35 protein-coding genes are annotated in these 24,312 nt (G+C 42.1%); 3 read left to right on the top strand and 32 right to left on the bottom strand.

Features of this window, described 5'->3' with window-relative positions; genetic code table 11:
- Window positions 1-54: 54 nt before the first annotated feature.
- The 16 genes from DWV68_RS00695 to DWV68_RS14345 all read right to left on the bottom strand — a co-directional run bounded on the left by DWV68_RS00695 (window position 55) and on the right by DWV68_RS14345 (window position 5,557).
- Entirely contained in the window at window positions 55-261 is a 207-nt protein-coding gene (locus DWV68_RS00695) for a hypothetical protein (RefSeq protein ID WP_118664735.1), read from the bottom strand.
- Window positions 254-520 carry a hypothetical protein gene (locus tag DWV68_RS00690; RefSeq protein WP_118664733.1) on the bottom strand — a complete coding sequence of 89 codons (267 nt, stop codon included), beginning with the start codon at window positions 518-520 and terminating at the stop codon, window positions 254-256. The genes DWV68_RS00695 and DWV68_RS00690 overlap by 8 nt, the downstream gene beginning before the upstream one ends.
- 23 nt (window positions 521-543) lie before the next feature.
- Window positions 544-798 carry a hypothetical protein gene (locus tag DWV68_RS00685; protein WP_118664731.1) on the bottom strand — a complete coding sequence of 85 codons (255 nt, stop codon included), beginning with the start codon at window positions 796-798 and terminating at the stop codon, window positions 544-546.
- Window positions 799-856: 58 nt separating this feature from the next.
- Window positions 857-1,057, bottom strand: coding sequence for a hypothetical protein (locus DWV68_RS00680; protein ID WP_118664729.1), 201 nt, complete (start codon window positions 1,055-1,057; stop codon window positions 857-859).
- A gap of 13 nt (window positions 1,058-1,070) precedes the next feature.
- Window positions 1,071-1,307 (bottom strand): DUF3850 domain-containing protein, encoded by a 237-nt coding sequence (locus DWV68_RS00675; RefSeq protein ID WP_118664727.1) that lies wholly within the window; start codon window positions 1,305-1,307, stop codon window positions 1,071-1,073.
- Between the two features lie 140 nt (window positions 1,308-1,447).
- Window positions 1,448-1,792, bottom strand: a complete 345-nt coding sequence (locus DWV68_RS00670; protein WP_118664725.1) for a hypothetical protein — start codon at window positions 1,790-1,792, stop codon at window positions 1,448-1,450.
- Between the two features lie 253 nt (window positions 1,793-2,045).
- Window positions 2,046-2,219 carry a hypothetical protein gene (locus tag DWV68_RS14350; RefSeq protein ID WP_156454667.1) on the bottom strand — a complete coding sequence of 58 codons (174 nt, stop codon included), beginning with the start codon at window positions 2,217-2,219 and terminating at the stop codon, window positions 2,046-2,048.
- Window positions 2,220-2,221: 2 nt separating this feature from the next.
- Entirely contained in the window at window positions 2,222-2,569 is a 348-nt protein-coding gene (locus tag DWV68_RS00665) for an HNH endonuclease (protein WP_118664723.1), read from the bottom strand.
- Window positions 2,529-2,984, bottom strand: a complete 456-nt coding sequence (locus tag DWV68_RS00660; RefSeq protein ID WP_118664721.1) for an RNase H family protein — start codon at window positions 2,982-2,984, stop codon at window positions 2,529-2,531. Before DWV68_RS00660 ends, DWV68_RS00665 begins: the two co-directional genes overlap by 41 nt.
- Before the next feature lie 2 nt (window positions 2,985-2,986).
- Complete coding sequence (locus DWV68_RS00655; protein ID WP_118664719.1) at window positions 2,987-3,757, bottom strand: rolling circle replication-associated protein; 771 nt, start codon at window positions 3,755-3,757, stop codon at window positions 2,987-2,989.
- Between the two features lie 174 nt (window positions 3,758-3,931).
- Window positions 3,932-4,465, bottom strand: coding sequence for a hypothetical protein (locus tag DWV68_RS00650; RefSeq protein ID WP_118664717.1), 534 nt, complete (start codon window positions 4,463-4,465; stop codon window positions 3,932-3,934).
- Window positions 4,450-4,692: a hypothetical protein gene (locus tag DWV68_RS00645; RefSeq protein ID WP_118664715.1), complete on the bottom strand. Its 243-nt coding sequence runs from the start codon at window positions 4,690-4,692 to the stop codon at window positions 4,450-4,452. Before DWV68_RS00645 ends, DWV68_RS00650 begins: the two co-directional genes overlap by 16 nt.
- The gene (locus tag DWV68_RS00640; RefSeq protein ID WP_118056636.1) at window positions 4,682-4,975 is read right to left on the bottom strand and encodes a hypothetical protein; all 294 of its coding nucleotides are present in this window, start codon (window positions 4,973-4,975) and stop codon (window positions 4,682-4,684) included. Before DWV68_RS00640 ends, DWV68_RS00645 begins: the two co-directional genes overlap by 11 nt.
- On the bottom strand, window positions 4,972-5,202 hold the full coding sequence (locus DWV68_RS00635; RefSeq protein ID WP_242988674.1) for a helix-turn-helix domain-containing protein: 231 nt from the start codon (window positions 5,200-5,202) through the stop codon (window positions 4,972-4,974). Before DWV68_RS00635 ends, DWV68_RS00640 begins: the two co-directional genes overlap by 4 nt.
- Window positions 5,203-5,211: 9 nt before the next feature.
- Window positions 5,212-5,397: a hypothetical protein gene (locus DWV68_RS00630; protein ID WP_118056637.1), complete on the bottom strand. Its 186-nt coding sequence runs from the start codon at window positions 5,395-5,397 to the stop codon at window positions 5,212-5,214.
- Between the two features lie 10 nt (window positions 5,398-5,407).
- On the bottom strand, window positions 5,408-5,557 hold the full coding sequence (locus DWV68_RS14345; RefSeq protein WP_156454666.1) for a hypothetical protein: 150 nt from the start codon (window positions 5,555-5,557) through the stop codon (window positions 5,408-5,410).
- A 127-nt stretch (window positions 5,558-5,684) separates the two neighbouring features.
- Between DWV68_RS14345 and DWV68_RS00625 the strand changes: the two genes are divergently transcribed.
- Window positions 5,685-6,047 (top strand): helix-turn-helix transcriptional regulator, encoded by a 363-nt coding sequence (locus tag DWV68_RS00625; RefSeq protein ID WP_118056638.1) that lies wholly within the window; start codon window positions 5,685-5,687, stop codon window positions 6,045-6,047.
- A gap of 324 nt (window positions 6,048-6,371) precedes the next feature.
- On the opposite strand, the gene DWV68_RS00620 is transcribed toward DWV68_RS00625, so the two are convergent.
- On the bottom strand, window positions 6,372-6,560 hold the full coding sequence (locus DWV68_RS00620; RefSeq protein ID WP_118056639.1) for a helix-turn-helix domain-containing protein: 189 nt from the start codon (window positions 6,558-6,560) through the stop codon (window positions 6,372-6,374).
- A gap of 127 nt (window positions 6,561-6,687) precedes the next feature.
- Between DWV68_RS00620 and DWV68_RS00615 the strand changes: the two genes are divergently transcribed.
- Together DWV68_RS00615 and DWV68_RS00610 are read left to right on the top strand one after the other, a co-directional pair.
- Complete coding sequence (locus tag DWV68_RS00615; RefSeq protein WP_118056640.1) at window positions 6,688-7,302, top strand: YHYH domain-containing protein; 615 nt, start codon at window positions 6,688-6,690, stop codon at window positions 7,300-7,302.
- A gap of 27 nt (window positions 7,303-7,329) precedes the next feature.
- Window positions 7,330-8,442 carry a tyrosine-type recombinase/integrase gene (locus tag DWV68_RS00610; protein WP_118664713.1) on the top strand — a complete coding sequence of 371 codons (1,113 nt, stop codon included), beginning with the start codon at window positions 7,330-7,332 and terminating at the stop codon, window positions 8,440-8,442.
- A 134-nt stretch (window positions 8,443-8,576) separates the two neighbouring features.
- Here the strand turns inward: DWV68_RS00610 and gdhA are convergent, their stop codons facing one another.
- The 15 genes from gdhA to spoVT form a co-directional block, all read right to left on the bottom strand.
- Entirely contained in the window at window positions 8,577-9,911 is a 1,335-nt protein-coding gene (gene gdhA / locus DWV68_RS00605; RefSeq protein ID WP_022243643.1) for an NADP-specific glutamate dehydrogenase, read from the bottom strand.
- A 238-nt stretch (window positions 9,912-10,149) separates the two neighbouring features.
- Entirely contained in the window at window positions 10,150-10,611 is a 462-nt protein-coding gene (locus DWV68_RS00600) for a MarR family winged helix-turn-helix transcriptional regulator (RefSeq protein WP_117841417.1), read from the bottom strand.
- 12 nt (window positions 10,612-10,623) lie between these two features.
- Entirely contained in the window at window positions 10,624-11,586 is a 963-nt protein-coding gene (locus DWV68_RS00595) for a beta-ketoacyl-ACP synthase III (protein WP_117698963.1), read from the bottom strand.
- An 11-nt stretch (window positions 11,587-11,597) separates the two neighbouring features.
- Window positions 11,598-13,310 carry an acetyl-CoA carboxylase carboxyltransferase subunit alpha gene (locus DWV68_RS00590; protein WP_278336391.1) on the bottom strand — a complete coding sequence of 571 codons (1,713 nt, stop codon included), beginning with the start codon at window positions 13,308-13,310 and terminating at the stop codon, window positions 11,598-11,600.
- A gap of 1 nt (window position 13,311) precedes the next feature.
- Window positions 13,312-13,749, bottom strand: coding sequence for a 3-hydroxyacyl-ACP dehydratase FabZ (fabZ, locus tag DWV68_RS00585; protein WP_117698965.1), 438 nt, complete (start codon window positions 13,747-13,749; stop codon window positions 13,312-13,314).
- A 14-nt stretch (window positions 13,750-13,763) separates the two neighbouring features.
- Window positions 13,764-14,999 carry a beta-ketoacyl-ACP synthase II gene (gene fabF, locus DWV68_RS00580; protein WP_118056644.1) on the bottom strand — a complete coding sequence of 412 codons (1,236 nt, stop codon included), beginning with the start codon at window positions 14,997-14,999 and terminating at the stop codon, window positions 13,764-13,766.
- A gap of 94 nt (window positions 15,000-15,093) precedes the next feature.
- Entirely contained in the window at window positions 15,094-15,834 is a 741-nt protein-coding gene (gene fabG / locus DWV68_RS00575) for a 3-oxoacyl-[acyl-carrier-protein] reductase (RefSeq protein ID WP_118056645.1), read from the bottom strand.
- Window positions 15,821-16,735, bottom strand: coding sequence for an ACP S-malonyltransferase (gene fabD, locus DWV68_RS00570; protein WP_118664709.1), 915 nt, complete (start codon window positions 16,733-16,735; stop codon window positions 15,821-15,823). Before fabD ends, fabG begins: the two co-directional genes overlap by 14 nt.
- Before the next feature lie 10 nt (window positions 16,736-16,745).
- Window positions 16,746-17,672 (bottom strand): enoyl-[acyl-carrier-protein] reductase FabK, encoded by a 927-nt coding sequence (gene fabK, locus DWV68_RS00565; RefSeq protein ID WP_022243651.1) that lies wholly within the window; start codon window positions 17,670-17,672, stop codon window positions 16,746-16,748.
- A gap of 3 nt (window positions 17,673-17,675) precedes the next feature.
- Entirely contained in the window at window positions 17,676-17,906 is a 231-nt protein-coding gene (gene acpP / locus DWV68_RS00560) for an acyl carrier protein (protein ID WP_022243652.1), read from the bottom strand.
- 329 nt (window positions 17,907-18,235) lie between these two features.
- The gene (locus DWV68_RS00555; protein ID WP_118664707.1) at window positions 18,236-19,492 is read right to left on the bottom strand and encodes a leucine-rich repeat domain-containing protein; all 1,257 of its coding nucleotides are present in this window, start codon (window positions 19,490-19,492) and stop codon (window positions 18,236-18,238) included.
- A 51-nt stretch (window positions 19,493-19,543) separates the two neighbouring features.
- Complete coding sequence (srtB, locus tag DWV68_RS00550) at window positions 19,544-20,659, bottom strand: class B sortase (protein ID WP_022243654.1); 1,116 nt, start codon at window positions 20,657-20,659, stop codon at window positions 19,544-19,546.
- Between the two features lie 143 nt (window positions 20,660-20,802).
- Window positions 20,803-21,462, bottom strand: coding sequence for a hypothetical protein (locus tag DWV68_RS00545; RefSeq protein WP_117841423.1), 660 nt, complete (start codon window positions 21,460-21,462; stop codon window positions 20,803-20,805).
- Window position 21,463: 1 nt separating this feature from the next.
- Window positions 21,464-23,575 carry a transglycosylase domain-containing protein gene (locus DWV68_RS00540; protein WP_118664705.1) on the bottom strand — a complete coding sequence of 704 codons (2,112 nt, stop codon included), beginning with the start codon at window positions 23,573-23,575 and terminating at the stop codon, window positions 21,464-21,466.
- A gap of 52 nt (window positions 23,576-23,627) precedes the next feature.
- The gene (gene spoVT, locus DWV68_RS00535) at window positions 23,628-24,176 is read right to left on the bottom strand and encodes a stage V sporulation protein T (RefSeq protein WP_022243657.1); all 549 of its coding nucleotides are present in this window, start codon (window positions 24,174-24,176) and stop codon (window positions 23,628-23,630) included.
- Window positions 24,177-24,312: the final 136 nt, after the last annotated feature.

The following is a 24,312-nucleotide window of genomic DNA, read 5'->3' as shown; positions in this document are numbered from 1 at the left end:
CCTTCTGATTTTTCTCGGCACATAGAATATGTGCGATTTTAAAAAAAATAAAATTCAAATTATTCCGCCACATGATTCTGGCAGTTCCCGGAGCGGACAGAAGTCCGGTCTGCATGTAACATAATCAGTCACTTCTTCACCCATGTCAGGTGCTGTGCAATACAATGTTTTTTCTCCATATCTTGGCGGTTGCTCATCATCTACGAAATCGCACATATCACACGATTCCGGCATATCCATAACTAATACTGCTTTAGCCATATAATTCTTCCTTTCTTCCCTGCACTATCTCTTTTACCTTTTTCTCGTAAAATTCTTCCGAAATATACTGATCTCTATGAGGGAACTTACTGTCTGTCAAAACAGCATAGGCTTCCGCCCAAGACAGACCTCCTCTGGCTGCTAATCTGTCTAATGTCTGTCCACAATGGTTTTTTAATGCCTGTTCTTCATGCGGTTTAATGATATCGTAGGGAATATATTCCTTCCCTTTGTTTGTCATAATCGGAAATTCTTTCATATACTACCTCTATTTCAGTTTATCTATTCTCTTACAATCTCAATATAGATTTGAGAACGTATACCCTCATTGATTATTTTCAATTCGTGAATATCAAAAATATCAAAACCATCAATGCAATCATAATCTTTGGTATACTTTTCTACAAACTCAGACGGTGAACCTTCAAAACAGTATTCCTCATCTATGCCTTCATCTATCCAAAACCATTCTAAAACAACCTTTGTTGTAGCATTTTTACGCTCTGCATATTGCTTTATAAATTCAATTAAACTCATATTTTCCCTTTCTGCCTTTATTGGCTAAATTCTAATTTATTTTTTCTTTCTCTCCTTTCTACTTTCCCATCATATCTGGAAAATCTCTCCAACTCTTTTCCGTTTCCAGTTCATCATTTTTCTTCCGAAGTGTGCGATTTTCCGCTCTTAATTTATTATTTTCTTTCAAGATTTTTTGCAATTCGCAATCCTTTTTATGTTCACATCTTGCATCAGCTGAATACTCTGTGCATATTTTGCATAGATCTTTGCTTTTCACTCGATTCTCCTTTCTACCATCCCGCTATTACATACCCCGACATTAATCCGTATTCAGGAACATTCCGCAGCACATATTCTATCCTCCTGCTTGTCTCACGTCCGGTATATTTCTCCCCATCCCATTCTTTCAATATCAATACATCCCCTTTCTGCAAATTATCTTCATCCTTACGGATTTCAAATTTTTTCTTATCATGTATAACTGCTTCGAAATATTTCGGCAGAATCTTTTTCTTAACTTCTCTCATCTACTCCACCACCTCTCAACATTTTCAAAAACTTTTCATCGTTTCTTTTGCACATCTTTGCTCTTTCACAAGGTTTTTCGCACTTAAAATAGTCACTCCCATATTTCTTGTGATCTGATTTATCGCAATGCTCGCATGGCTTATTCATCTATTCCACCGCCTTTTACAATCTCAATAGCCTTTTCATAGGCTATAAGCATTCCTAATTCCTTTGGTTTATCATTTACAATATCATCAAGTACCCTATTTACTGGTACAAGGCTTTTCAGCTTTTCTAATTGTGTCGCAACCTTTTCTCTATTACAGCAATCCCAGCACTCATCCGGAGTCATCCCTGAATCTTCATAATCCTTCAGTTTTGCCAATGCTCCATATATCTTCTCTTGTACCTGCTGTGTTATCGTCTCGCCCACATGGAGCTGATTCCATTTAACACCTTTCAAAGCCCAGTTGCCTTGTTCATCCTTAATTGTCAGTCTTCCCATCACGCTCTCCTTTCTCCGGAGCATGGTGTATATGTGTGGTCTTTTGTACCTCTTCCAAAAAACGCTCCGCATTCTGTGTTTATGCGGTTTCCATGCCCCGGCTGTGACAGATTTATAAGTTACTTCGTGTATATGTAAGTTAATCTTGGAGGTCTAGACTTCTGCCGCCCTCTGGACAGTTGTTTTGCGGTTTATTTCCTGATCCGAAAAGCTCTTCAATTCTGAAATCTGCCTTTTCTTTCCGGTACAACCTTTATATATAATTCTGTGCTTCATAACAATTGCACTGCTCTGTGGCCAGTTCGTTCAATTCATCCTCGTTGAATTCCTCCAGTGCCTCTACGAGCTTTATCTGACCGCAAAATCTGCAGGCTCCATTTTTTTCTACAGCCCTGTCCTTATTTTCTTTCACTAATTTTTTCAGCATCTTCATACTCCTTTCTTGTATACCAGCTTCTCCCGGTCCCATCCCGGGTACTGCTCTTTCAGGTAACATTCTGCAAAATCAAGCATTTCAGCTCTTAAGCCCTTGTTGCCGTTGTCCAGTAACTGGTGATGACTCCGGCAGGCGGTGACACCGTTCTGCTCCACTCCGAGTCCACCCTGGCTCCGGTTCACCACATGGGCGATATCCCGGATATGTGCCCCGAAGTCCTTCTTTGCAAGTGGCCATCTGCCACTAGCACAGAATATACAGGTGTCTCCGTCTCTGCTAATGATTCTTGCGATTGTGCCCTTATCGAAGGTGCACGCTTTTGTTCTTCTGCTCTTGCTCATACTCTCTCATTCTCCTGTCCTGCCACATGGAATACTTGGTGTGCTCCTCATAGCAAATATTTATATTATGTGGTGCAAGCAGCTCTGCCGCCCGCTGCCATAAAACACTGTGTTTCACCGGCTCTCCGTTCTGCTTCCGAAAGCCATCCGCTATCCATCCATCTAGGAACCGGTTCACACCGGATTCCAGATATTTACTGTCTGTGAATATCTCAAGGTCAGACGCTCTTCTCATATGCTCCATGGCTTTTATCAGCCCCAGCAAGGCTATCTGATTGGCTGTGCCGGTGTCTTTCCCGGTCTCTTCCAGTGTCTTCTCTCCTTCACTGGTATCTGCTTCCAGGATGCCACAGTAACACCCTTCCGCTTTCCGGAGACCATGGTATGAAGTTCTTAAGTAAATCCTTGCTTCCATCTTCAAATTCTCCTATCCAGTTTCTCCTCGGTATATCTCATGTAGGAATACCCGGTATACCGGTTTGTGCCGCTCCGGATGCTCTCCGTGACGATATAATATCCCGGTGTCGGCTTCGGACCGTATAGCAGCAGTTTTCTCATTGTCCACCGCCGGTATCTCTTCCTCTCCGGTTTTGGCCGGATTAAATTCCGGCTGGTGGAATAGCTGTACTCTTCTTTGGTCAGCTTCCGGGGGAGACCTTTCTTCTTTCTCTCTTCCTCATCCGGCACCTTTGCCATATACTGGGCGAGCTGTTCAAAGCCGCCCTCTTCATAGAGGTTTGAGAAAAATATCCTTCCATGCTGCCAGCACTCCTTGATTAATACATCCGTGTCTGCTCCTCTGATTCTGTTCATGATCATGTGGATATGTATGCCGCCTCTGGCTCCGATTTCAATTACTCTCATCCATTTCAGTTCTGCTCCGAACTTTCGGTAGCGTCTTGCCAGCTTTCGCAAAACGTTATTCAGGTCTTCTTTCACTCCCTGCATATCCTTCCGCTCTCCCTTCCGGTATGTGAAGGTCAGCCAGAAGTCATTTTCCACGAAGTTAGCTTTTATCGTCCTGCGGATTCTATTTTTTTTATTAATCTGATTCTGCAATTCTATCTGCCAGGGGGAAGGTCTCTCTCTTGCGGCTCTTTTCTCGCCCTTTGCTCCGTAATTTCCTTCCCACTTATACTCATACTCAATGGAGCCTGGGAAGTTATAAATATCAACACAATATGCCATAGCCTTGTCCTTATCTTTAATATTCCTAATCGAGTTGCGAAAACAGGTCTGAAATGCCCTGTTTCCTTGCATTTTTGCGGCTTTTATGGTATATTGTTCATGCGGGAAGTTTGCAATTCGCCAAATTACTTACAACCCACTTGAGGACGTGCGCCACACGTTCTCTTTTTTTATCTATCCGGCAGCATCCACCACCTGGATATAAACATAATCTCCATACTGTTCTATCCATCTGTAACAGCCCTCCAGTGTATCTCTATATACATCAATGCTTGTCCCGTTCCGGATTGTCTCGCCCTGTCCGTCTCCGTTCAGGTCAATCCCATCCCCGGTATCCGTGAAGTCGAAGTATCCGATAAAGTCACCGATTCCGCCATCTTCTGCGACTGAATACATGATGATTGCCTTTCCCAGCCATTCTTCCTTACCGGCTACGGATAATCCCTCTACCGGCCAGCTACCATTCCGGCACTGGTTTCCAGTCCATGTGTAGCAGGTGCACCGGATGAGGAACGGTTCACCGAGCGGATTCTCCTGTTCCTGCGGTTGCACCGGTGCAACTTCCATCTCTCCGACTGCGTTCATGGTCTTTGCGGTGAAGCTGTTTACTTCTCCGGACACTTCCTGTGGTGATGTCATCCACATGGTGAAAAGGAAAACTGCTACCGCTATTGCCATTAATGTGATTACTCTTACTCTGTAGCGCATTTTTTTCTCCTTATCTCCTCACTCATTTCCTGCACTGCTCCAATTGCTTCCCGCAATGCCGACTCCATCAAGTGGTCATCACTGACATCCTGCTTTTTAATCTCTGCTACTGGCATTCCGGATATAATCATGTACCAGACGCATTCATCCCGATACTGGCTTATCAGTTCATTGATTCTGTCCGTAATTTCCTTTTTCTTCTTTTCTCTCCACTTCTTAAAAAACATATCTTTTTCTTTTCCTTTCTCTTTCTCGCTTCTGGAAGCCCGATCCAAATATGAATGTCTCCATCGATACTATCTCTCCGGTCTTTCTTCGGTGCCTGCTGCAGTACCAGTACATTCCAGTGGAATCTCTGTAGTAATCCGTGATTCTTCCAGCTTTTTCCGTAGAACCTATGTACTCTATCCGGCGATTCTCCGCTTCCCATCCTTCCATGTTCTCAATACTGTATGCCAGTCTATATGCTTTCTTCAGTTCTTCTTTGTCTATTTCAAAGAAGTCTTTCATCTCTTACCACCCAGCATTTTCATATTCTTTTTATAGGCATCCAGTGCATCCCGGTAAATATAATATGTTGTCCTCTTACAGCCTTCTCTTAATACTGCATATCCGATTGGAAGTCTTTCTTTTCTCATCAGATATTTCACTGTCTCATGGTCCATGTTCAGCTCTTCCGCTGCCTGTTTTACAGTTACACGTTCCAGCTTTTCATGTTCTTTTTTTTCACTTTCCATTTTGTCCTCCTATCGTCTCCGGCGCCTGTTTCTGAATTTTTCATATTCTCGTACATCAATCATCCATTTACCGCCGCCGGATGTTTTCCATGCAAATTTCTGCCCCGGAACATGAACATCATTTTTCATATCCCTTACAGAAAATCCCATGGCTCCAAGCTCTGCAATGCTCATCACTGGTTTCTGATACTCCATATTTTTCTCCTTATGCTACTGGCAATTCTTCTTTTGACTCCTCCCGTCTCTTCTCCGCTGTCTGCTCTACTTTTCCTAATATGTAGCCCTTGTCGAAGTCTGATAATTCCGGTAAGACTTTCACCAAGCGCTCCATTACGTTTTTTTCTTTTTCACTCATGTTTTTCACTTCCTCTCTGTTATTGTTGATTGTAAAACTATTATATGTCGGTATCAAACTTTTGTCAACTCTTTTTTGTTGATTTTTTCAACATCTTATGATAGTATAGCGTCAAGGAGGTGATATTATGAATGAGCGTATTAAGAAGATACGGAAAGAGGTTGGATTGACCCAGCAGGAATTTGCTGAGGCAATTAAAGTTAAACGTAATACCGTTGCCACATATGAAATGGGTCGCAGTATCCCAAGTGACGCCGCAATTTCTCTAATTTGCCGTGAATTTGACGTTAATGAAGAATGGCTCAGAACTGGTGAAGGTGAAATGTTCATTGAAAAGACAAAGGATGAGCAGATTGCAGAAATGCTTGCGGACATCCAGCTTTCCGGTGAAGATTCGTTTAAGCACCGATTGGCTTCGGCATTGGCAGCTTTTACAGAAGATGACTGGAATGACCTGGAACGATTGCTTAATAAATTGTCCAGTAAATAATAAAAAAAACAAGGGTAATGCGCAGGCCCTTGGTTCTTTTATTATCTTTATACTTGTTGAAAAAGCCGGGGCAAATGCCCCGGCTTTTTCAACCAATCATTTTTTTCACATATATATAAACCGCTCTAAGCATATGAAGACTATTGCAGTTCATAATCATTTTTGTTATCTCTTTTTTCATTTGTTCCAGCTTCATAACTCAGCCCCCTTTCTGCTATGAGTTTACCACTACTTCTCCCCACAGAAAAGTGTTTCGCTTAAGAATTCCGAATATCCGGAGAAATTCTAAACATTTGGCTTATTTCTTCTATCTTTCGCACAATTCTATTCTGTATACAAATCTCTGATTCTTACCCCCATTGCTTTTGCTATTTTTTCTAAAGCTCTCAGTGTTGGTGATGTTCTTCCGCTCTCATAGTCATACAGGGTGCTTTCTCCTATCCCCGTCAGTTCTGCCAACTCTGGCATTGTGATATGTTTCTCCCTTCTGATTTGCCAGATTAGTATTTCCATGTAAATATTCTATCATTGTGCCTGCTGCACATCCACTGGTAATGTATTCCATTTCATTTTATCTTGACCTTTCTTATTTTATTTTCTATAATTTCCTTAATATTATTTTTATACGAGGTATTGGGTTATGAAAAAAAGAGTCTTTCTTTTTACATTTTTAGTTTTTATTTCTATCTTTTCACTAAATGCTTTTGCTCATCCAGGAAGGACAGATTCTTCTGGAGGTCACTACAACCGCTCTACCGGCGAGTATCATTATCATCATGGCTACCCTGCGCACCAGCACCCTGATGGTGTTTGTCCTTACGATGATTCTGAATCAGATAGTAATGATGAATCAGTGGCTGTCGCTACATCTGATTCCTATTTTCGTTATTGGCTTTTTGGAGGTCTTTTCTATATATTTCTTTTTGTGGCAATATATATTTACAATAAAATACACCCCCTCAATGAAGGAGATTCTTATTTTTCAAAATTTGTGTGGGTTATTTTTCTTATTGCCTATGTTGTTTTAATTGTATCCTTGTTTTTTTCGGTTGATTTGCAATTATTTATTGAAGCACTCGTTCGCATTGACATCTGTGCATTATTCCTTTTGCTCATTCTTCCACTATTGAAATTAATTCCTTTTTTTGATAATGAAACCTTTGTGAATCTTGTAGAAAAACTTTTCTTCATATTCCTAATTATGTTCTTTGTTTTACTATTGCCGTTTCTTTGTGTGATGTTTATCAATAGATAACTTTTTTCAATTTTGGAGGTGTTAATCATGAAATTACCTAATGGCTATGGCGGAATTGTTAAGCTCTCTGGCAAGCGGCGTAAACCCTATGCCGTTCGTGTCTCTTATCTTGAAGAACAACCAGATGGAACTATAAAGCGCAAAAGAAAATATCTGGAATTTTTCACTAAACGAGACAGTGCACTTGCTTATCTCGCAGAATATAACAATGGTTCTGTTGTTTCTGAGCATCAAAAATATACTGATGTTCCAACCTTTGCAGAAATGTATGAGAAATGGAAAAAATATCGTTGCTCATTAAAAAATAAGCCAGGAGCTGCTACCTGGAAAAATTATGATATTGCTTTTTCAATGTACGCTCCAGTTCATTCCAAAAAAATTATATCTATTCGGGCGCAAGACCTCCAGGACTGCATTACTGCTCACAACAGTAAATCCCGCTCTACAATAGGAAATATGCGTGCTATCGTTCGTGGTATGTGGAACTATGCAATTGCCAATGAATACACGGAAAACGATATTACGCAACGGCTCGTCTTTGAATACACGGATTCAGACACTCCCGTCCATACAAGATTCACGGATGCTGAGATTGCTCTTCTTTGGAATTCCTTGTGGTCCATCAACAATGTCGATATTATTTTAATTTATATTTATACCGGGCTCCGCCCAGCAGAATTGTTGGAAATTAAGTCTGAAGATGTTCACCTTAATGAGCGGTATATGATTGGTGGTATGAAAACAGCAGCTGGTCGCAATCGTATTATACCTATACACGAAGCAATTGTTCCTTTGGTAGAATATCGTCTCAAACAGCAGCGTCCATACCTTATCACAAATAAATACGGCAATATGTATACTCGTGCAGTTTATACAGCAAGTAACTGGATCACTGTCATGAAAAAACTCAATCTTAATCATGCTCCGCACGATTGTCGATATACATTCGCTTCTTTGGCAGATAATGTCTGTATGAATGAAACGTCAAAAAAAATAATAATGGGACATGCCGTTTCTAATAAATCCGGAACTGCTTTTAAGACTGGCGGCTCCGGCGATGTAACTCAAAGCGTATATACCGAAAAAACAATCCCTGAGTTAGTAAACGAGGTCAATAAATTACCAATTTCTTTTGTGTAACCCACTTGCAACCCACTTGTAACCCACTTGTAACCATCGACCTTATTTTTCCACCTTTTTACTCCTTTTATGTGAAAATTCTGACAATAAAAAAAGCCCCGAAACATAAGGTTTCGGGGACTTTCTTTTTATTATTAGCAGACACCCTGAGCGAGCATAGCCTCAGCTACTTTTTCGAAGCCTGCGATGTTAGCTCCTGCTACATAGTTACCTTCCATGTTGTAACGTTTTGCAGCATCATCAATATTATGATAGATATTTACCATAATCTGTTTTAACTTAGCATCTACTTCTTCGAATGTCCAGCTTAAACGCTCTGAGTTCTGGCTCATCTCTAATGCAGAAGTTGCAACTCCACCTGCGTTAGAAGCTTTACCACAGATGAACCATACTCCGTTATCCTGTAAGTATTTGGTTGCATCTAAGGTTGTAGGCATGTTAGCACCTTCACAAACTGCTTTACATCCGTTTGCTACTAACTGTTTTGCATCATCGATAAGGAGCTCGTTCTGTGTAGCACATGGAAGAGCGATATCACATTTAATCTGCCATACGCCACGGCCTTCATGATATTCTGCACTCTTTCTTGCAGCAGCATACTCAGTAAGACGAGCACGTTTTACTTCTTTTACTTCTTTTAATAATGCAACATCGATTCCTTCCGGATCATAAATCCATCCGGTAGAATCAGAACAGGTAACAACTTTTGCACCCATCTGCTGCGCTTTCTGGATAGCGTAGATTGCAACGTTACCAGCACCAGATACAACAACTGTCTTACCTTCCATAGATTCACCATGGCATTTCATTAATTCTTCTGTAATGTATAAAAGACCATATCCGGTAGCTTCTGTACGAGCTAAAGATCCACCATAGGTAAGTCCCTTACCTGTCAGAACACCTTCGTACATTCCACGGATTCTCTTATACTGTCCAAACATGTATCCGATTTCTCTTGCACCTGTTCCGATATCTCCTGCCGGAACATCAACGTCAGCGCCAATATATTTACAAAGCTCGGTCATAAAGCTCTGGCAGAATGCCATTACTTCACGGTCTGATTTTCCCTTAGGGTCAAAGTCAGAACCACCTTTACCACCGCCGATTGGAAGTCCTGTTAAAGAGTTTTTAAATACCTGCTCAAATCCTAAGAATTTGATGATTCCGATATTTACGGAAGGATGGAGACGAAGACCTCCCTTGTACGGTCCAATAGAATTGTTGAACTGTACTCTGTAACCTGTATTAACCTGAACCTGTCCCTTGTCATCTACCCAAGGTACACGGAATTTAAGCTGTCTATCCGGCTCGGTTATTCTCTCAAGTAATGCTTCTTTACGATATTTCTCCTCATTTGCTTCGATTACCGGTCTTAAAGACTCCAGTACTTCTTCTACTGCCTGAAGGAATTCTGGCTCAGAAGCGTTTTTTGCTTTTACTCTTTCTAATACTTCATCAACGTAGCTCATATTATATCTCCTTTACATATTAATTTGAGTATTATATATACATCAACACTACTATTTTAGTATGAAATGAATTTTTTCGCAACGTTTTTTTCATATTTGTGTCAAAAACTTTATACTTTTGTGTACTTTTTCTTCTTTTTTGCAAGTTTTGTACCAGGAAAATTCATTTTTGTAATTAAAAAGAAGTAGAAAACAGTTTTTTATTTCCCTTTTCCACTTCTTTTTTTGTATAAATATACTATTTTTTATTTTTCAGATATGGTTCATATTTCTTCTGGAAGAACTTCACCAGTTTTCCCAGTGTTCCAATCAGAATCTCACTCTCCTGGTCACTCAGGCTCTCCTTGATATCATGTATCATATTGCTGTGAAAACGTGCATGATGCTCATATGCCCGGACTCCGGAATCGGTGAGTGATACACGGACTACCCTTTTATCCCTGTCATTTCTGCAACGATTTACATAACCTTTCTGTTCCAGTGCTTCAACAGCTTTTGTCAGGGTTCCTGTTGTAACATTCATCCTCGCCGCCACTTCCGACATCCGCTTTGGTTCATCCAGACCAATTGCTTCAATAATATGCATATCATTTCCGGAAATGTTCATGAATTCTCCGGAGATTAAGCATTTTTCCTCAATTTCCATCAAATCATTAAACAGCTTTACCAGAATGTCATTTAAGGTTTTATCCGCATTCATTCTTATCTCCTTTTACCAGACCAGTACCGCTGCGCCCCATGTGAGTCCGCCGCCGAAACCAGCCAGTACAACTTTATCTCCTCTATGTATCATACCATGCCGGTTGATATTATCAAGCAAAATCGGCACACTTGCTGCCGAAATATTGCCACATTCTGTCAGATTTACCGGGAATTTTTCCATCGGCTGTTTCAATCGTTTTGCTACCGCCTCAATAATTCTTAAGTTTGCCTGATGTAATACGAAAAGCGAAATTTCCTCTGCCTTTAAATCTGCCTCTTCCAGCACCTTTGTAATGGTTGCCGGAACTGTGCGGACAGCAAATTTATAAACCTCCTGTCCATTCATGCTTACATAACCCAGAGGACTTTCCATCTTATGATATGGATTATTGACCGGACGGTTCTCACATGCCAGTACCAGTCCCTTCGCACCATCTGAGCCCTGCACCACATGGCAGATATTTTCTTCGTCTGCCCGGACTACCGCTGCTCCTGCGCCATCTCCAAAAAGAACACAGGTACTGCGGTCATTCCAGTCCATAATTTTAGAAAGTACTTCTGCTCCGATTAAGAGTGCATTTTTAAATCTGCCACTGGCAATATATGCCTGTGCTGTACTCAATGCAAATAAGAATCCGGAACATGCTGCACCAAGGTCAAAGGCTACGGCATTCACTGCTCCGATTTCCCGCTGCACTTCACAGGAAAGTGTCGGCACAAGATGATCCGGTGTTACCGTCGCTGCAATAATAAGTTCCACTTCTTCCGGCTTCATGTCTGCATCTGCAAGTGCTTTTTTTGCAGCTTCTGTGGCAAGTGATGTTGTTGTCTCTTCCGTTGCAAGGTGTCTTGTTTTTATTCCTGTTCTGCTGGAAATCCATTCATCGGAAGTATCCATAATCTGACTTAAATCGTCATTGGTAATTTTTCTTTCCGGTAACGCGCTTCCAGTTCCACATATTCGAATGTTCATGCTCTGCTCCTTTAAAATTTACGGAAACGTTCATAACGTGCTTTTGCAATCTCTTCTCCGCTCTTTCCTTCATATGATTCTAAAAATTCACGGATACATTTATGCATATAAACTGCAATGGAACTCAATGCCTCATCATCTGCTCCACCATACTCCGGTATAATTTTCTCGATAATGCCAAGTTCTAAAAGATCCTTTGCTGTTATCTTCATTACTTCTGCTGCTTCTTTGGCACGCTTGCCATCCTTCCAGAGAATAGATGCAAAGCCTTCCGGAGAAAGTACGGAATAAGTTGCATTCTCCATCATGCAGACTTCATTTCCAACTGCCAGTGCCAATGCACCACCACTTCCGCCTTCTCCTATCATAAAGGTAATAACCGGAACTTTCAACCCTGACATTTCATAAAGATTTCTTGCAATAGCTTCTCCCTGTCCGCCTTCCTCTGCTTCCATACCGCAGAATGCTCCGGCTGTATTAACAAAGGTGATAACCGGACGATGGAATTTTTCTGCCTGCTTCATCAGGCGGATTGCTTTACGGTATCCTTCCGGAGACGGCATTCCGTAATTATGACGCATGCAGTCCTTCATGTCCTTTCCCTTCTGGATTCCGATTACCGTAACCGGTTGTCCGTCAAGGTATGCGATACCGCCCACAATTGCCGGGTCATCCCTGTAATAACGGTCTCCATGAAATTCTATGAATTTGGTAAAGATACTGTTGATATAATCCTCTGCGGACAGACGGTCTACCTTACGTGCCATCTTAACCTTTTCCCATGCACTCTTTTCTTTTGTATTGTAAGCGCGTTCCCGCATCAGCTCTGTCGGTCTTCCATCTACTTCAGTTGCCGGGTCAAATTTGGCATATCCACTTACTTTATGCATACGAAGGATTTCATACAGACGTTTCTTTAAATCTTTCCGCTCTACAATGGCATCCACAAAACCATGCTCTAACTGGAACTCTGCTCTCTGGAATCCCTCCGGCAGTTTCTGTCCGATGGTCTGCTCAATTACTCTTGCTCCGGCAAATCCAATCAGTGCGCCAGGCTCTGCTAAAATAATATCACCTAACATAGCAAAGCTTGCTGTTACACCTCCGGTTGTCGGGTCAGTTAATACAGAAATATATAAAAGTCCGGCATCGGAATGTTTCTTTAAAGCTGCTGCTGTCTTTGCCATCTGCATCAGGGATACAATACCCTCCTGCATTCTGGCTCCGCCGGAACAGCAGAAAAGAATAACCGGAAGTTTTTCTTCCGTAGCACGTTCTACTGCTCCCGCAATTTTCTCTCCGACGGCATGACCCATGCTTCCCATCATAAATCTGGCATCACACACACCAATAACCGCATCTTCTCCGTAAATCTTACCTTTTCCTACGGTAACTGCTTCTTTTAATCCGGTTTTCTCACGGACTGCCGTCAGCTTATCGACATAGCCCGGAAAATCCAGTGGATTTGTTCCATGCTCTTCGGCAAACCATTCTTCAAAGCTCTGTGGGTCTAATACCATTTTCAGGCGGTTTCCGGTTTTTACGCGGAAATATGCTCCACACTCATAACAGACATAGCGGTTTCTTACTACCTCTGCTTTATTTACCATTTTGCCACAGGCTTTACATAGTACTTCCTCTTTCCTTTTTTCTTCCTGTAAAATACCTTCTGCGGCATCCTTTACGGCTTTATTTTCCTTGATTTTATCCAGTAATCTGCTCACTTTACTCACCACTTCCAATCGCAAATGTCAACTCTGCTGTTGCAGCTATTTTTCCATCTACTGTTGCAGTTGCCTTTCCAATTCCAATCGGTCCCTTTACTTTTATGATTTCTGTTTCTAAAACAAGTACATCCCCCGGAACCACCTTTTTCTTAAATTTTGCATTGCTGATTCCTGCAAAATATGCGGTTTTTCCTTTGAATTCATCCTGACAGAGCATAGCTACCGCACCGGTCTGTGCCAGTGCTTCTATAATTAAAACACCCGGCATTACCGGTTCTCCCGGAAAATGTCCTGCAAAATAAGGTTCATCAAAGGTAACACATTTTTTTCCTACTGCACGAAGTCCCGGCACCAGTTCTTCAATCGTGTCAATCAGAAGAAACGGATGACGATGTGGGATGATTTCCATAATTTCTTTCGTTGTCAGTACTGACATAGTTCCCTTCTCCTTTATGCCTGATATTTTTTCAGAAGCAGACTTGCATTATGTCCGCCAAAGCCCAGTGAATTGCTGATGGCATATGGCACTTCTTCTTCATATGCCTCTTTGCAGTAATTCAAATCCAGTTCTTCATCCGGTGTCTCATAACCTACCGTTGCATGAATGTAACCTTCTTCGATTTCCTTTACACAGGTCAGGCACTCGATGGCTCCTGCTGCTCCAAGAAGATGTCCAATCATGGATTTGGTGGAATTAATCCGGATATCCTTTGCATGCTCACCAAACGCCAGCTTGATTGCTCTTGTCTCAAATAAGTCATTATGATGGGTGCTGGTTCCATGGGCATTGATATAAGTAATTTCCTCCGGATTTACACCGGCATCCTTCATTGCATTTATCATTGCGGTTGCTGCGCCTGCACCATCCTCTGCCGGAGATGTAATATGGTATGCATCCGAAGAACATCCATATCCGGTTACTTCTGCATAAATCTTTGCTCCACGTTTCTTTGCATGCTCTAATTCTTCTAAAATTACAATTGCGGCACCTTCTCCCATAACAAATCCACTTCTGTTTTTATCAAACGGAATGGATGCATGTTTTGGATCATCCGAAGAAGTAAGTGCGGTTAAAGATGTAAATCCTGCTATTCCAAGCGGAGTAATGCAGCTTTCTGTTCCACCTGCCACCATCACTTCTGCATCACCATACTGGATGGTACGAAAGGCTTCACCAATGGCATTCGTTCCGGATGCACAGGCGGTACTGATATTTAAGCTCTTTCCTTTTAATCCAAACTGAATGGATACATTTCCTGCTGCCATATTGGAAATCATCATCGGGACAAATAAAGGATTTACTCTTCCCGGACCCTTTTCCACTAATTTGCTATGCTCTCTTTCGATTGCCTGTAAACTTCCGACTCCGGAACTGATGGAAGTACCCACACGGTATGCATTCTCTGCCTCCATGGAAAGTCCGGAATCCTCCAGTGCTTCTCCGGCTGCCGCTACGGCAAACTGGCAGAATGCTTCCATTCTCTTTGCAGAGCGGAAATCCATATATTCTTTTGCATCAAAATCCTTTACTTCTGCTGCAAGATGACATTTATAGTCTGTTGCATCAAAATGTGTAATCTCTCCAATACCTACCTTCTGCTGCTTTACTGCAGACCAGAATTCCGGCACATTATTTCCAATTGGTGTAATCGCACCCAATCCTGTTACTACAACTCTACGATTCATGTTCTTATCCTCTCTATCTAAACAATCCATCTCACGTTATTCGTCATCCGCTGTTTTTTCTAAGCTTTTACATCAGCCAGTATTATTTCTGCATCTACATAGTCATTCCGCCATCTACAGCAAGCACCTGTCCTGTGATATAACCTGCCTCTTTGGATGCTAAGAATGCAACTGCTGCCGCAATTTCTTCCGGCTTTCCGATTCTTCCCAGTGGAATGTTATGAAGCATATGTTCTTTTACCGTATCCGGCAAATCCTTTGTCATATCGGTCTCAATCATTCCCGGTGCTACTACATTTGCAGTAATACCGCGGGTGGAAAGTTCTCTTGCAACACTCTTAGTCAATCCAATGACTCCTGCTTTGGCTGCACAGTAATTTGCCTGGCCGGCATTTCCGGTAATTCCGGATACAGATGATATATTGATTATCCTTCCACTTTTCTGTTTTAAGAAATAACGGGATGTATGATGAATGGTATGGAATACACCCTTTAAGTTTGTCTCATAGACTGCATCAAATTCTTCATCATTCATCTTCATCACAAGATTATCTCTTGTAATTCCTGCATTATTTACAAGAATATCCAGATGTCCGTATTTCTTTATGATATCTCTGATCATGGTCTGACATGCCTCGTCATCTGCCACATTGCACTGATAGGATTCTGCTCTGCCACCTATATCGGTAATCATTTTTACTACTTCTTCAGCCCGCTCTTTACTGCCATTGTAATTTACAATTACCGTTGCTTTGTCTTCTGCCAGACGAAGTGCAATGGCACGGCCGATTCCTTTGGCTGCACCGGTTACCAGTGCTACTTTATTCTCCAACATAGGCTTTATAATCCTCCAGTTTTTCAATGCTTACCGTTTTGACATCCCGGTTGATTTTACGCATAAATCCAGATAAAGTATGTCCCGGTCCGATTTCTACGAATTCATCATAACCGTCTGCAATCAGACGCTCGATGCTCTGCTGCCATCTTACAGAAGAAGATACCTGCTTCTTTAACAGTTCTTTTACCGGTTCTGTTGTGGTAACGTAATCTGCCGTCACATTGGTTACATATGGAATAGTGAAGTCCTGCAGCTTTGTATTTTCCAATACTTCTGCTAATTTTTCTCCGGCTCCGGTTAACATGGCGGAATGGAACGGTCCACTTACTTTTAATGGAACCACACGCTTTGCTCCAGCTTCCTTTAATGCTGCACCGGCCTTTTCTACTGCCGCCTCTTCTCCTGTAATTACAATCTGTCCCGGACAGTTATAATTTGCTATAGATACAATTCCTTCGGTATTGCTGCATACTTCTTCAATCGCTTTCGCATCCAGTCCTAAGACTGCTGCCATTGCTCCGCCGGTTGGTACTGCTTCCTGCATAAAGATTCCTCTTGCACGAACGACACGGAATGCATCTTCCATACTCATGACACCGGATGCAATCAATGCGCCGTATTCTCCAAGGCTTAATCCTGCACAAGCTGCCGGTTCTTTTCCAGCTTTCTTTAATGCTGCATAAATTGCTGCCTCTGTGGTCAGCATGGCAATCTGTGTATACTCTGTAATATTGATCTCTTCATTTTCTTCAAAACAAAGCTTTGCAATATCAAGTCCGGTTACTTTTGAAGCAAGCTCATATACGGCTTTACTCTCTTCACAGGCATCATAGAAATCTTTGCCCATTCCAATATACTGCGCTCCCTGTCCAGGGAACATGAATACAACCTTACTCATTTTCTTCTCCTTATTTCCGATTCATCAGACGTTCTGCTTCTGATACGATAGAAGTAATAATTTCCTTACAGGACAATTCATCCTGTATCATTCCGGCAATCTGACCTGCCATCAGACTTCCATTTACCACATCGCCGTCCATCACTGCTTTGCGGAGGGAACCAAGGGTAAGCTGTTCTAATTCATCTAATGTTGCGCCTTCTTTTTCCATCTTCAGATACTCACGGCTCATCTTATTACGGATGACACGGATTGGATGTCCGGTACTGGAACCTGTTATTTCAGAATCAATGTCTTTGGATTTTATCAGCTTCTCTTTGTAGTTTGCATGTACGATAGATTCTTTAGCTGCCACAAATCTTGTTCCCATCTGAACTGCTTCTGCACCCAGCATAAATGCTGCAGCCATTCCTCTTCCATCTGCAATTCCTCCGGCTGCAATCACCGGTGCATCAATGGCATCTGCCACCTGTGGCACCAATGCCATGGTTGTAGTGGAACCGATATGGCCACCGGATTCCATTCCCTCTGCCACAACAGCATCTGCGCCACCGCGGACCATAAGTTTTGCCATGGCTACACTTGCTACTACCGGAATTACTTTAACACCTGCTTCTTTCCAGAGGCTCATGAATTTGGCTGGATTTCCGGCTCCTGTTGTGACAACCGGAACCTGCTCCTCAACTACCACCTTTGCCACTTCCGGTGCATTCGGATTCATCAACATGACATTCACACCAAATGGTTTGCTGGTGCGTTCCTTCACCTTGCGAATCTGCTCCCGAACCACTTCAGGTGGAGCACTGGCTGCACCGATAATACCAAGTCCACCTGCTTCAGATACTGCAGCAGCCAGATGATATTCTGCAACCCATGCCATTCCGCCCTGGATAACAGGCTCTTCTATTCCTAACAGTTCTGTGATTCTTGTTTTCATCTTTTATTCCTCAACGCCCTTTGCTTTTAAGTAGTCAATAACATCTCCTACAGTTGCGATTTTCTCTAAATCTTCTGACGGAATCTCTACACCGAATTCCTCTTCCATGCTCATAACCAGTTCAAACAAGTCTAAAGAATCTGCTCCTAAATCATCCTTGAAATTGGATTCTGCTTTTACCTCTCCATCATAGTTTAACTGCTCTTTGATTAATTCTGCTAATTTCTCTAACATTATTTTGTTCTCCTTTTTTGTCTTTTCTTTGATAATACTTTGAGTTACAAATATTTTGATTATCAAATTATTTGTAACTCAAAGTATATACATAAGCATTTCTGTTGTCAACTATATTTTTACTCAAGGAATAAAGAATGTGCCTTGGCACATTCCCGCGCCTGCGGCGGTCGCTTGCGACATCTACCTTATACGCCGCAGTGTGCATCCTCGCGGAGCGTTTTTTACTTTACAGGAAAGCAATTTCCTGTAAAGCAAAAAAGACAGTGTCGGAACTTTTCTGTTCTTTCACTGTCTTATGTTGGTTACTTCTTTTATTTTTCTATCGCTTATGCAGCTTTCTTACGATTTGATACTACAAAGTAAACACCTACTAATAATACTCCGATGCATAAGAAGAATACCGGATTGATACCGTCACCTGTCTTTGGTGTGCTGTCCTTCTCATGGTTGTCGGAAGTTACAGTCTTACCGGAATTGCTGTTCTTGGTAGCGCCAATCACATTTCCGCCGGTCACTGCTGTGCCGCCACCGGTTACTGTAGTAGCGGAACCACTTCCGTTGTTGCTGTTGGAAGTATCTGTTGAACCATTGCTATTGGAATTATTTCCATTATCCGGAGTCGGCTGTGGATTCTCCCCTCCAAGGCTCTGGAAACTGATTCCATTTCCGGTTGCATATACCTGTGCCTGTGTTCCTGAATAACCGGAAATTGTGGATGGACTCCAGCTGCTCTGGCTTCCGATTGACGTTACACTTGCCGGAATCAAAATTGTACTGATACTGCTGCCGCTGAACGCATCTGTTTCAATGGTATTAACAGAATCCGGAACCGTCAGCGAAGTAACCGACTTGCAGTTTGCAAAAGCTCCTGCTCCGATGGTTACAGTACTGGTCACAATTTTTGCACTGGATTTTCCCTCCGGGCAACGGATTAACTTGGTCATTGCTTTGTTATAAAGACATCCGTCACTGGATGCATATGTACCATTTCCTGATGCAACACTGATGGATGCCAGTCTGCTGCAGCCGGTAAATACGTTGCTTCCGATGCTGGAAACGCCAGCCGGAATTGTAATTCCGGTTAAAGAAGTACAATCATAAAATGCTTTATCCCCGATGCTTCCTACGGATTCTGGAATTGTAAACTGGGATAATGAACTGCACTCTGCAAATGCCTGGGAACCAATGGATGAAATTGAAGTTCCAATAGATACACTGGTAAGGCTTGTACAGTTATAAAATGTCTCTGCCGGAATAGAACCGATATCTCCTTCTATGCTGACAGAACCAAGGCTTGTACAGTTATAGAAAACTGCGGTTCCCATTCCAGTCACATAAGATGGAATCGTTACACTTGTAATGGATGTATTGGATGCAAATACACCACTTGCAATTGTAGATACTGACTCTGGAATTGTAATTGCTCCACCAGCTCCGCTGTAGGCAACCAGTGTTCCACTGTCATCTACTGTAAATCCATTTTCATCTGTTGTCTCGTCTGCCCGGACTGTCTGTCCCGGCATCACTGCCAGCAGCAAACATACTGCTGCAAAAATAGAAAATCCTTTTTTCAATATCTGCATCTCTCATCTCTCCTAGCTTTATCTGCTTGATACATTATACTTCTTATCTGCTTACTGTACACGCTTTGCCAGTATAAACATTCTTCCGTCCTGTGTATAATTATTGCAGGTAGAAAGAGTCAGCAGCTGGTCTCCATAAGTACTGTCTATCTCTGTGCCATATACAGAAAGCTGTGCCACATTATTTAAATATTCCTGATATTCTTCTTCGGAATCTGCATTCAGAAAATTATAATACCGGAATACATTTTCATCCTGATACTGGACCTCCGATAATCCCACTTCAATGACTTCATAGACTCCTCTTTCATAAAGAGTATTAAATTCTATCGTCTTATGGGCATTGTAGAAATCTTCGTCCAGATATTTCTTTAATTCGCCAAACATCATTCCGCTTTTCATATTATGTCCGTAAATGATGATATTGGTATCCCTGTTTATGTAATCATTTCTGGCATCGATAAAAAGGGTGCCATTCAGGTCGTCATTTTTATCAAAATCATGTTTCAGATAATAATCCGGTTCTTCCTGTGAAGACTGCATGACCGGATAATCAATATCCGTATCCGGAATATGTAACCATCCGATTAATTCCGGATTTTCCGCATACAGGGAAACATAATCCTCTAACATAATCAGTGGCTGCTCTGTTGTCTCTCCTGTTTCAGTTGCATCTTCTGTGATTTCCGGATTCATCTGCTCCGTTCCTGTTACAAGGTGCTCTACTACATTATTCTGTTTCTTATTCTGTAAATCCTTAAGCCTGTTAGCAGCTTTATAATCCGCATATTCCGAAATCGCATAATATCCGATACAGGCTGTCGCAACAATGATGCATACGATGCCAACCACCTTCTGCCAGGTAAAATGAAATGGCAGCTTTGCTTCTGCTTCCGCTTCTTCCTTGGCAATTTTTTCTTCTATCATGTTCTGCGAACTATCCGCAACAATATCTGAAATGCACCAGAAGAACGATTTTCCGATTTCACTTTTAAAACGGATTTTCTTCGTGCGCATCATGGTATATAACCGGATTGCCACTTCCGGATCATAAATATCCAGTTCATCGGTAATATACTTGATTTTCTTTAAATCTTCCTGCGCCTGCCTGTATTCCCTTAAGGTTTCGAATTCATAATCGCCTATTTTATAAATCTTTTCATCCATAATTTATGATTCATCTGCCTTATCTTCTCATGGTCCAGGTAGTTTTATTATAGGTCATTTTGTCATCTTTCGCAAGATTTTTCCGCAAGATATACACAATGTACCATTTCTCATTTTTATATCGTCTATATCTTGCGCTTTCTTTAGTCTAAATTGGATTTTTCCAGCAAATAACGGAACATCTGCTCCGCTGCTTCCTTATGTTCGGAGCCAAGGGCAATTCCAAGAATACATTCCTTTTCATAATAACCGTGTTCAACCGGCCAGCTTCCGGCTCCCAGACGGATGCCTGCTGCAAAAGTATCTCCGGTGTCCTTATCCTCTACATAGAAGATATAATCCTTTAACTGTTCCAGCTCGTCTTTGGAAAAGTACTGCGTCAAATCTGCTATGGCACCAGACTGGGCAAGATTTTCAAAAACCATTTCATCGGCACCCAAAACATCTACTCCACCGCCTGCAATCACTGTCTGCAGGGACTGATAGGAATAGAGATTACTGGTATCTGTGCTGGTTAAATCCACATAATATGCATCATTTACCACAACCTCCTGGGCTGCTGTATCATATCCATATTGCTCCATGAATTCTGAGAAATCCGGTTCTTCATCTGCCGGCATACTCTTTGCATTTACTAATACAATCTGGGAAACATCTTCCTTTGTGGTCATATAATGATGTACCGTCATACCAATCAAAATAATCACTGCAACTGCTGCCAGTATTACAAGTCTGTAATAGTCCCAGACAAATCCGATCCGCTGTTTCCAGGTCATTGTCTTTAAATCAGCTTTCTTTTCCATATTATCGCCTTTCTTCCTCTGCCGGAGCTATATTATCTCCTGTAGTGTCATTCTCTACGGTATCATTCTCTGCTGCATTACCCTCTGTCACATCTGTGTCACTCTCCGCATCAGCATCATTGCCTGTGCCAAGAGGTGCCACAAAATCTGCATACGGTAATTCTTTATGTAAATTTTCCATATAATCATACCAGATTTCTCCCGGATAGCTGGCTCCTGTCAGTCCTGGAAGTTCTGCCGGAATATCATATCCAACCCAGACGCTGGTGGTGTAATACTTTGTATAGCCTACAAACCAGCCATCCTTATTGGAATTGGTGGTTCCTGTTTTCGCTGCACTGGCAGTCTCGGACAATGCCAGTCCCTTTGCTGTTCCTTGTGTCAGAACACCCTCTAATATATTGGTCATCCAACGGGCTGCATTGGTTTTATAAACCTGCTTTTCATCGACAATTTTCTGATAGATTGCATTTCCGTCTGCATCCTGTATCTCTACAATGCAGGTAGGCTCCCGGTATTTTCCATCATTTTCTATGGTGGCATAAGCCGCCGCCATTTCTACCGGAGAGACTCCATTGGTAAATCCACCCAGGGATGCCGCCGGTCTTTCATCCTCCGGGGACAGCTTTGCGAAATTCATCTCCTTCAGATAGGAAATTCCTGTAACGGGAGTCATCTCTTCCAAAAGATTCCACGCCACTGTATTAATGGAATTTTCTACTGCATAACGCAAGGTTACGCTGCCAAGATACCTGCCACTGGCATTTTCCGGTCCATCCTCAATCGGTGCATCTTCCACCACAGTATCCGGGGTATAGCCCCGCTCCAACGCCGGTGTGTATACAATCAACGGTTTGATGGCACTGCCCGGCTGCCGGTAACTCTGATAGGCGCGGTTTAGCATATGCCCGTCATATTCCTGACTTCTGCCGCCTACAATTGCCTTTACAAAACCGGTCTCATTGTCAATGCATACTGCCGCACTCTGCAATGTATAAATGCCCTCTTCATTGACATCGGTAAAATCCTGCAGCTTCTCATCCACTGCATTCTGAAGCTGCTCTTCCATATTTAAATCAATGGAAGTATAGATTCTATAGCCTCCTGTATAAAGAGACTGTTCGCAGGTTTTATACTGCTCCTGATAGGCATCTTCATAGGTCTTTCGATCTTCCTCCGAAGAAAAATCTGTCCGGAATTCAAAACCCTGCTGCTCCATCAATGCCCGTGTTGCACAATAGCAGGCATAGGTCTCTACCGCATCATAACGCTTTGTTGGCTCTGCTGTGCTGAGTACAATCGTTTCCTGTCTGGCATCCTTATATTCCCTGCGGCTGATTTTGCCATCTTCATACATGTTTTTTAAAATGCGGTCACGTCTTCCTAACGTATTATCCGGGTTCTTATAAGGATTATACATCGTCGGATTATTCGGTATCGCACAAAGATATGCCATCTGGGACAATGACAAAAATGAAACATCTGTATCAAAATATCCCCGGCTCGCCGCCTGAATGCCATAATATCCATTTCCAAAATAAATATTATTAAGATAAAACTCTAAGATTTCATCCTTGGTATATTTCTTTTCCAGCTCTGTGGCAATGAAAATTTCTTCCATTTTTCGCTGCCACGTTCTGTCATTATTTAGGAAAATGGTTCTTGCAAGCTGCTGCGTAATGGTACTTCCGCCCTGGGTTACTTCTCCATTACGCACCATCGCCCAGACTGCACGGATAATTGCCTTAAAATCAATTCCGCCATGACTGTAAAATTTTTTATCTTCTATACTGACCATGGCTTCTTTGACTTCTTCCGGTATCTCATCACTGGTCAGATAGCTTACATCCTTGGTGCCACGAAGTGACATGATTCTCGTTCCATTCACATCATAAACCTGGCTGGTCTGCTCCGCCCGGAATGTGTCCTTCGTTGACTCTTTTACAAACCGGACTGCCTCTTCATGCATGGCACTGACCTGACTGGCATACCCGCCAAAATAGTAATACGCCAGCCCGCCGATTACCAGAAGTACCAGAACTATCTGCAGCTTTACAAAAAGCCAGAAACCACGGTATTTCTTTTTCCTTTTTTTCTTCTCTTTATGGGACATGGGTTTCCTCCGTATTGCTCTATTTTACACTGTTCCATAAAAAGATACAAGGCTACTGTTCCATTTGTCTTCCTAAAAATCCCGCCGCTGTAATAGCAAGCTTGCTTTCGGTTTCTCCCATTTTTGCAGTTTCATTTTTCTCATATAAAACAACTGCTCCGATGGCATCTCCTTCACAGATAATCGTGCTGATTGCCTGGTCATGATAGTTACCGGTATCATCTAAGGTAATTCGTACAAATTTGCTGTCTCCCTGCTGTGCAAGAATATTTTTCCGGTCTTCGATCAGTTCCTCTAACTGCCTGCTGATTGGTTTTCCTTCGAATTCCTTCTTTCCGTTTCCTGCAGCCGCAATCACATGGTCCCGGTCGGTAATACATACCAGATGCCCGGTGCTCTGCGCAAGGCTCTCCGCATACTGTCCGGCAAACTGGCTCAGTTCTCCAATCGGTGAATATTTCTTAAGAATAATCTCACCTTCCCGGTCTGTAAAGATTTCCAGCGGGTCACCTTCCCGGATGCGCAGTGTCCTGCGGATTTCCTTTGGCACTACAACTCTCCCCAAATCATCTATTCTACGTACAATTCCTGTTGCTTTCATTAAAAATTCCTCCTGTTTCCTACATACTTTCCATTTTTGTGCTGTATGGGTAGTATGTGGAAAACAGGAGGAATTATGCAAGCCTTCCTCGTATTTACATTTTTAAATCACTGGTGTTTTTATTAGCCAAAATCAA

This window comes from Roseburia sp. AF12-17LB (assembly GCF_003479605.1).
Taxonomy (GTDB): Bacteria; Bacillota; Clostridia; order Lachnospirales; family Lachnospiraceae; genus Roseburia_C; species Roseburia_C amylophila.
Note: the sequence above shows the minus strand (reverse complement) of the source record. Positions and strands in the feature narration are given on the sequence as shown.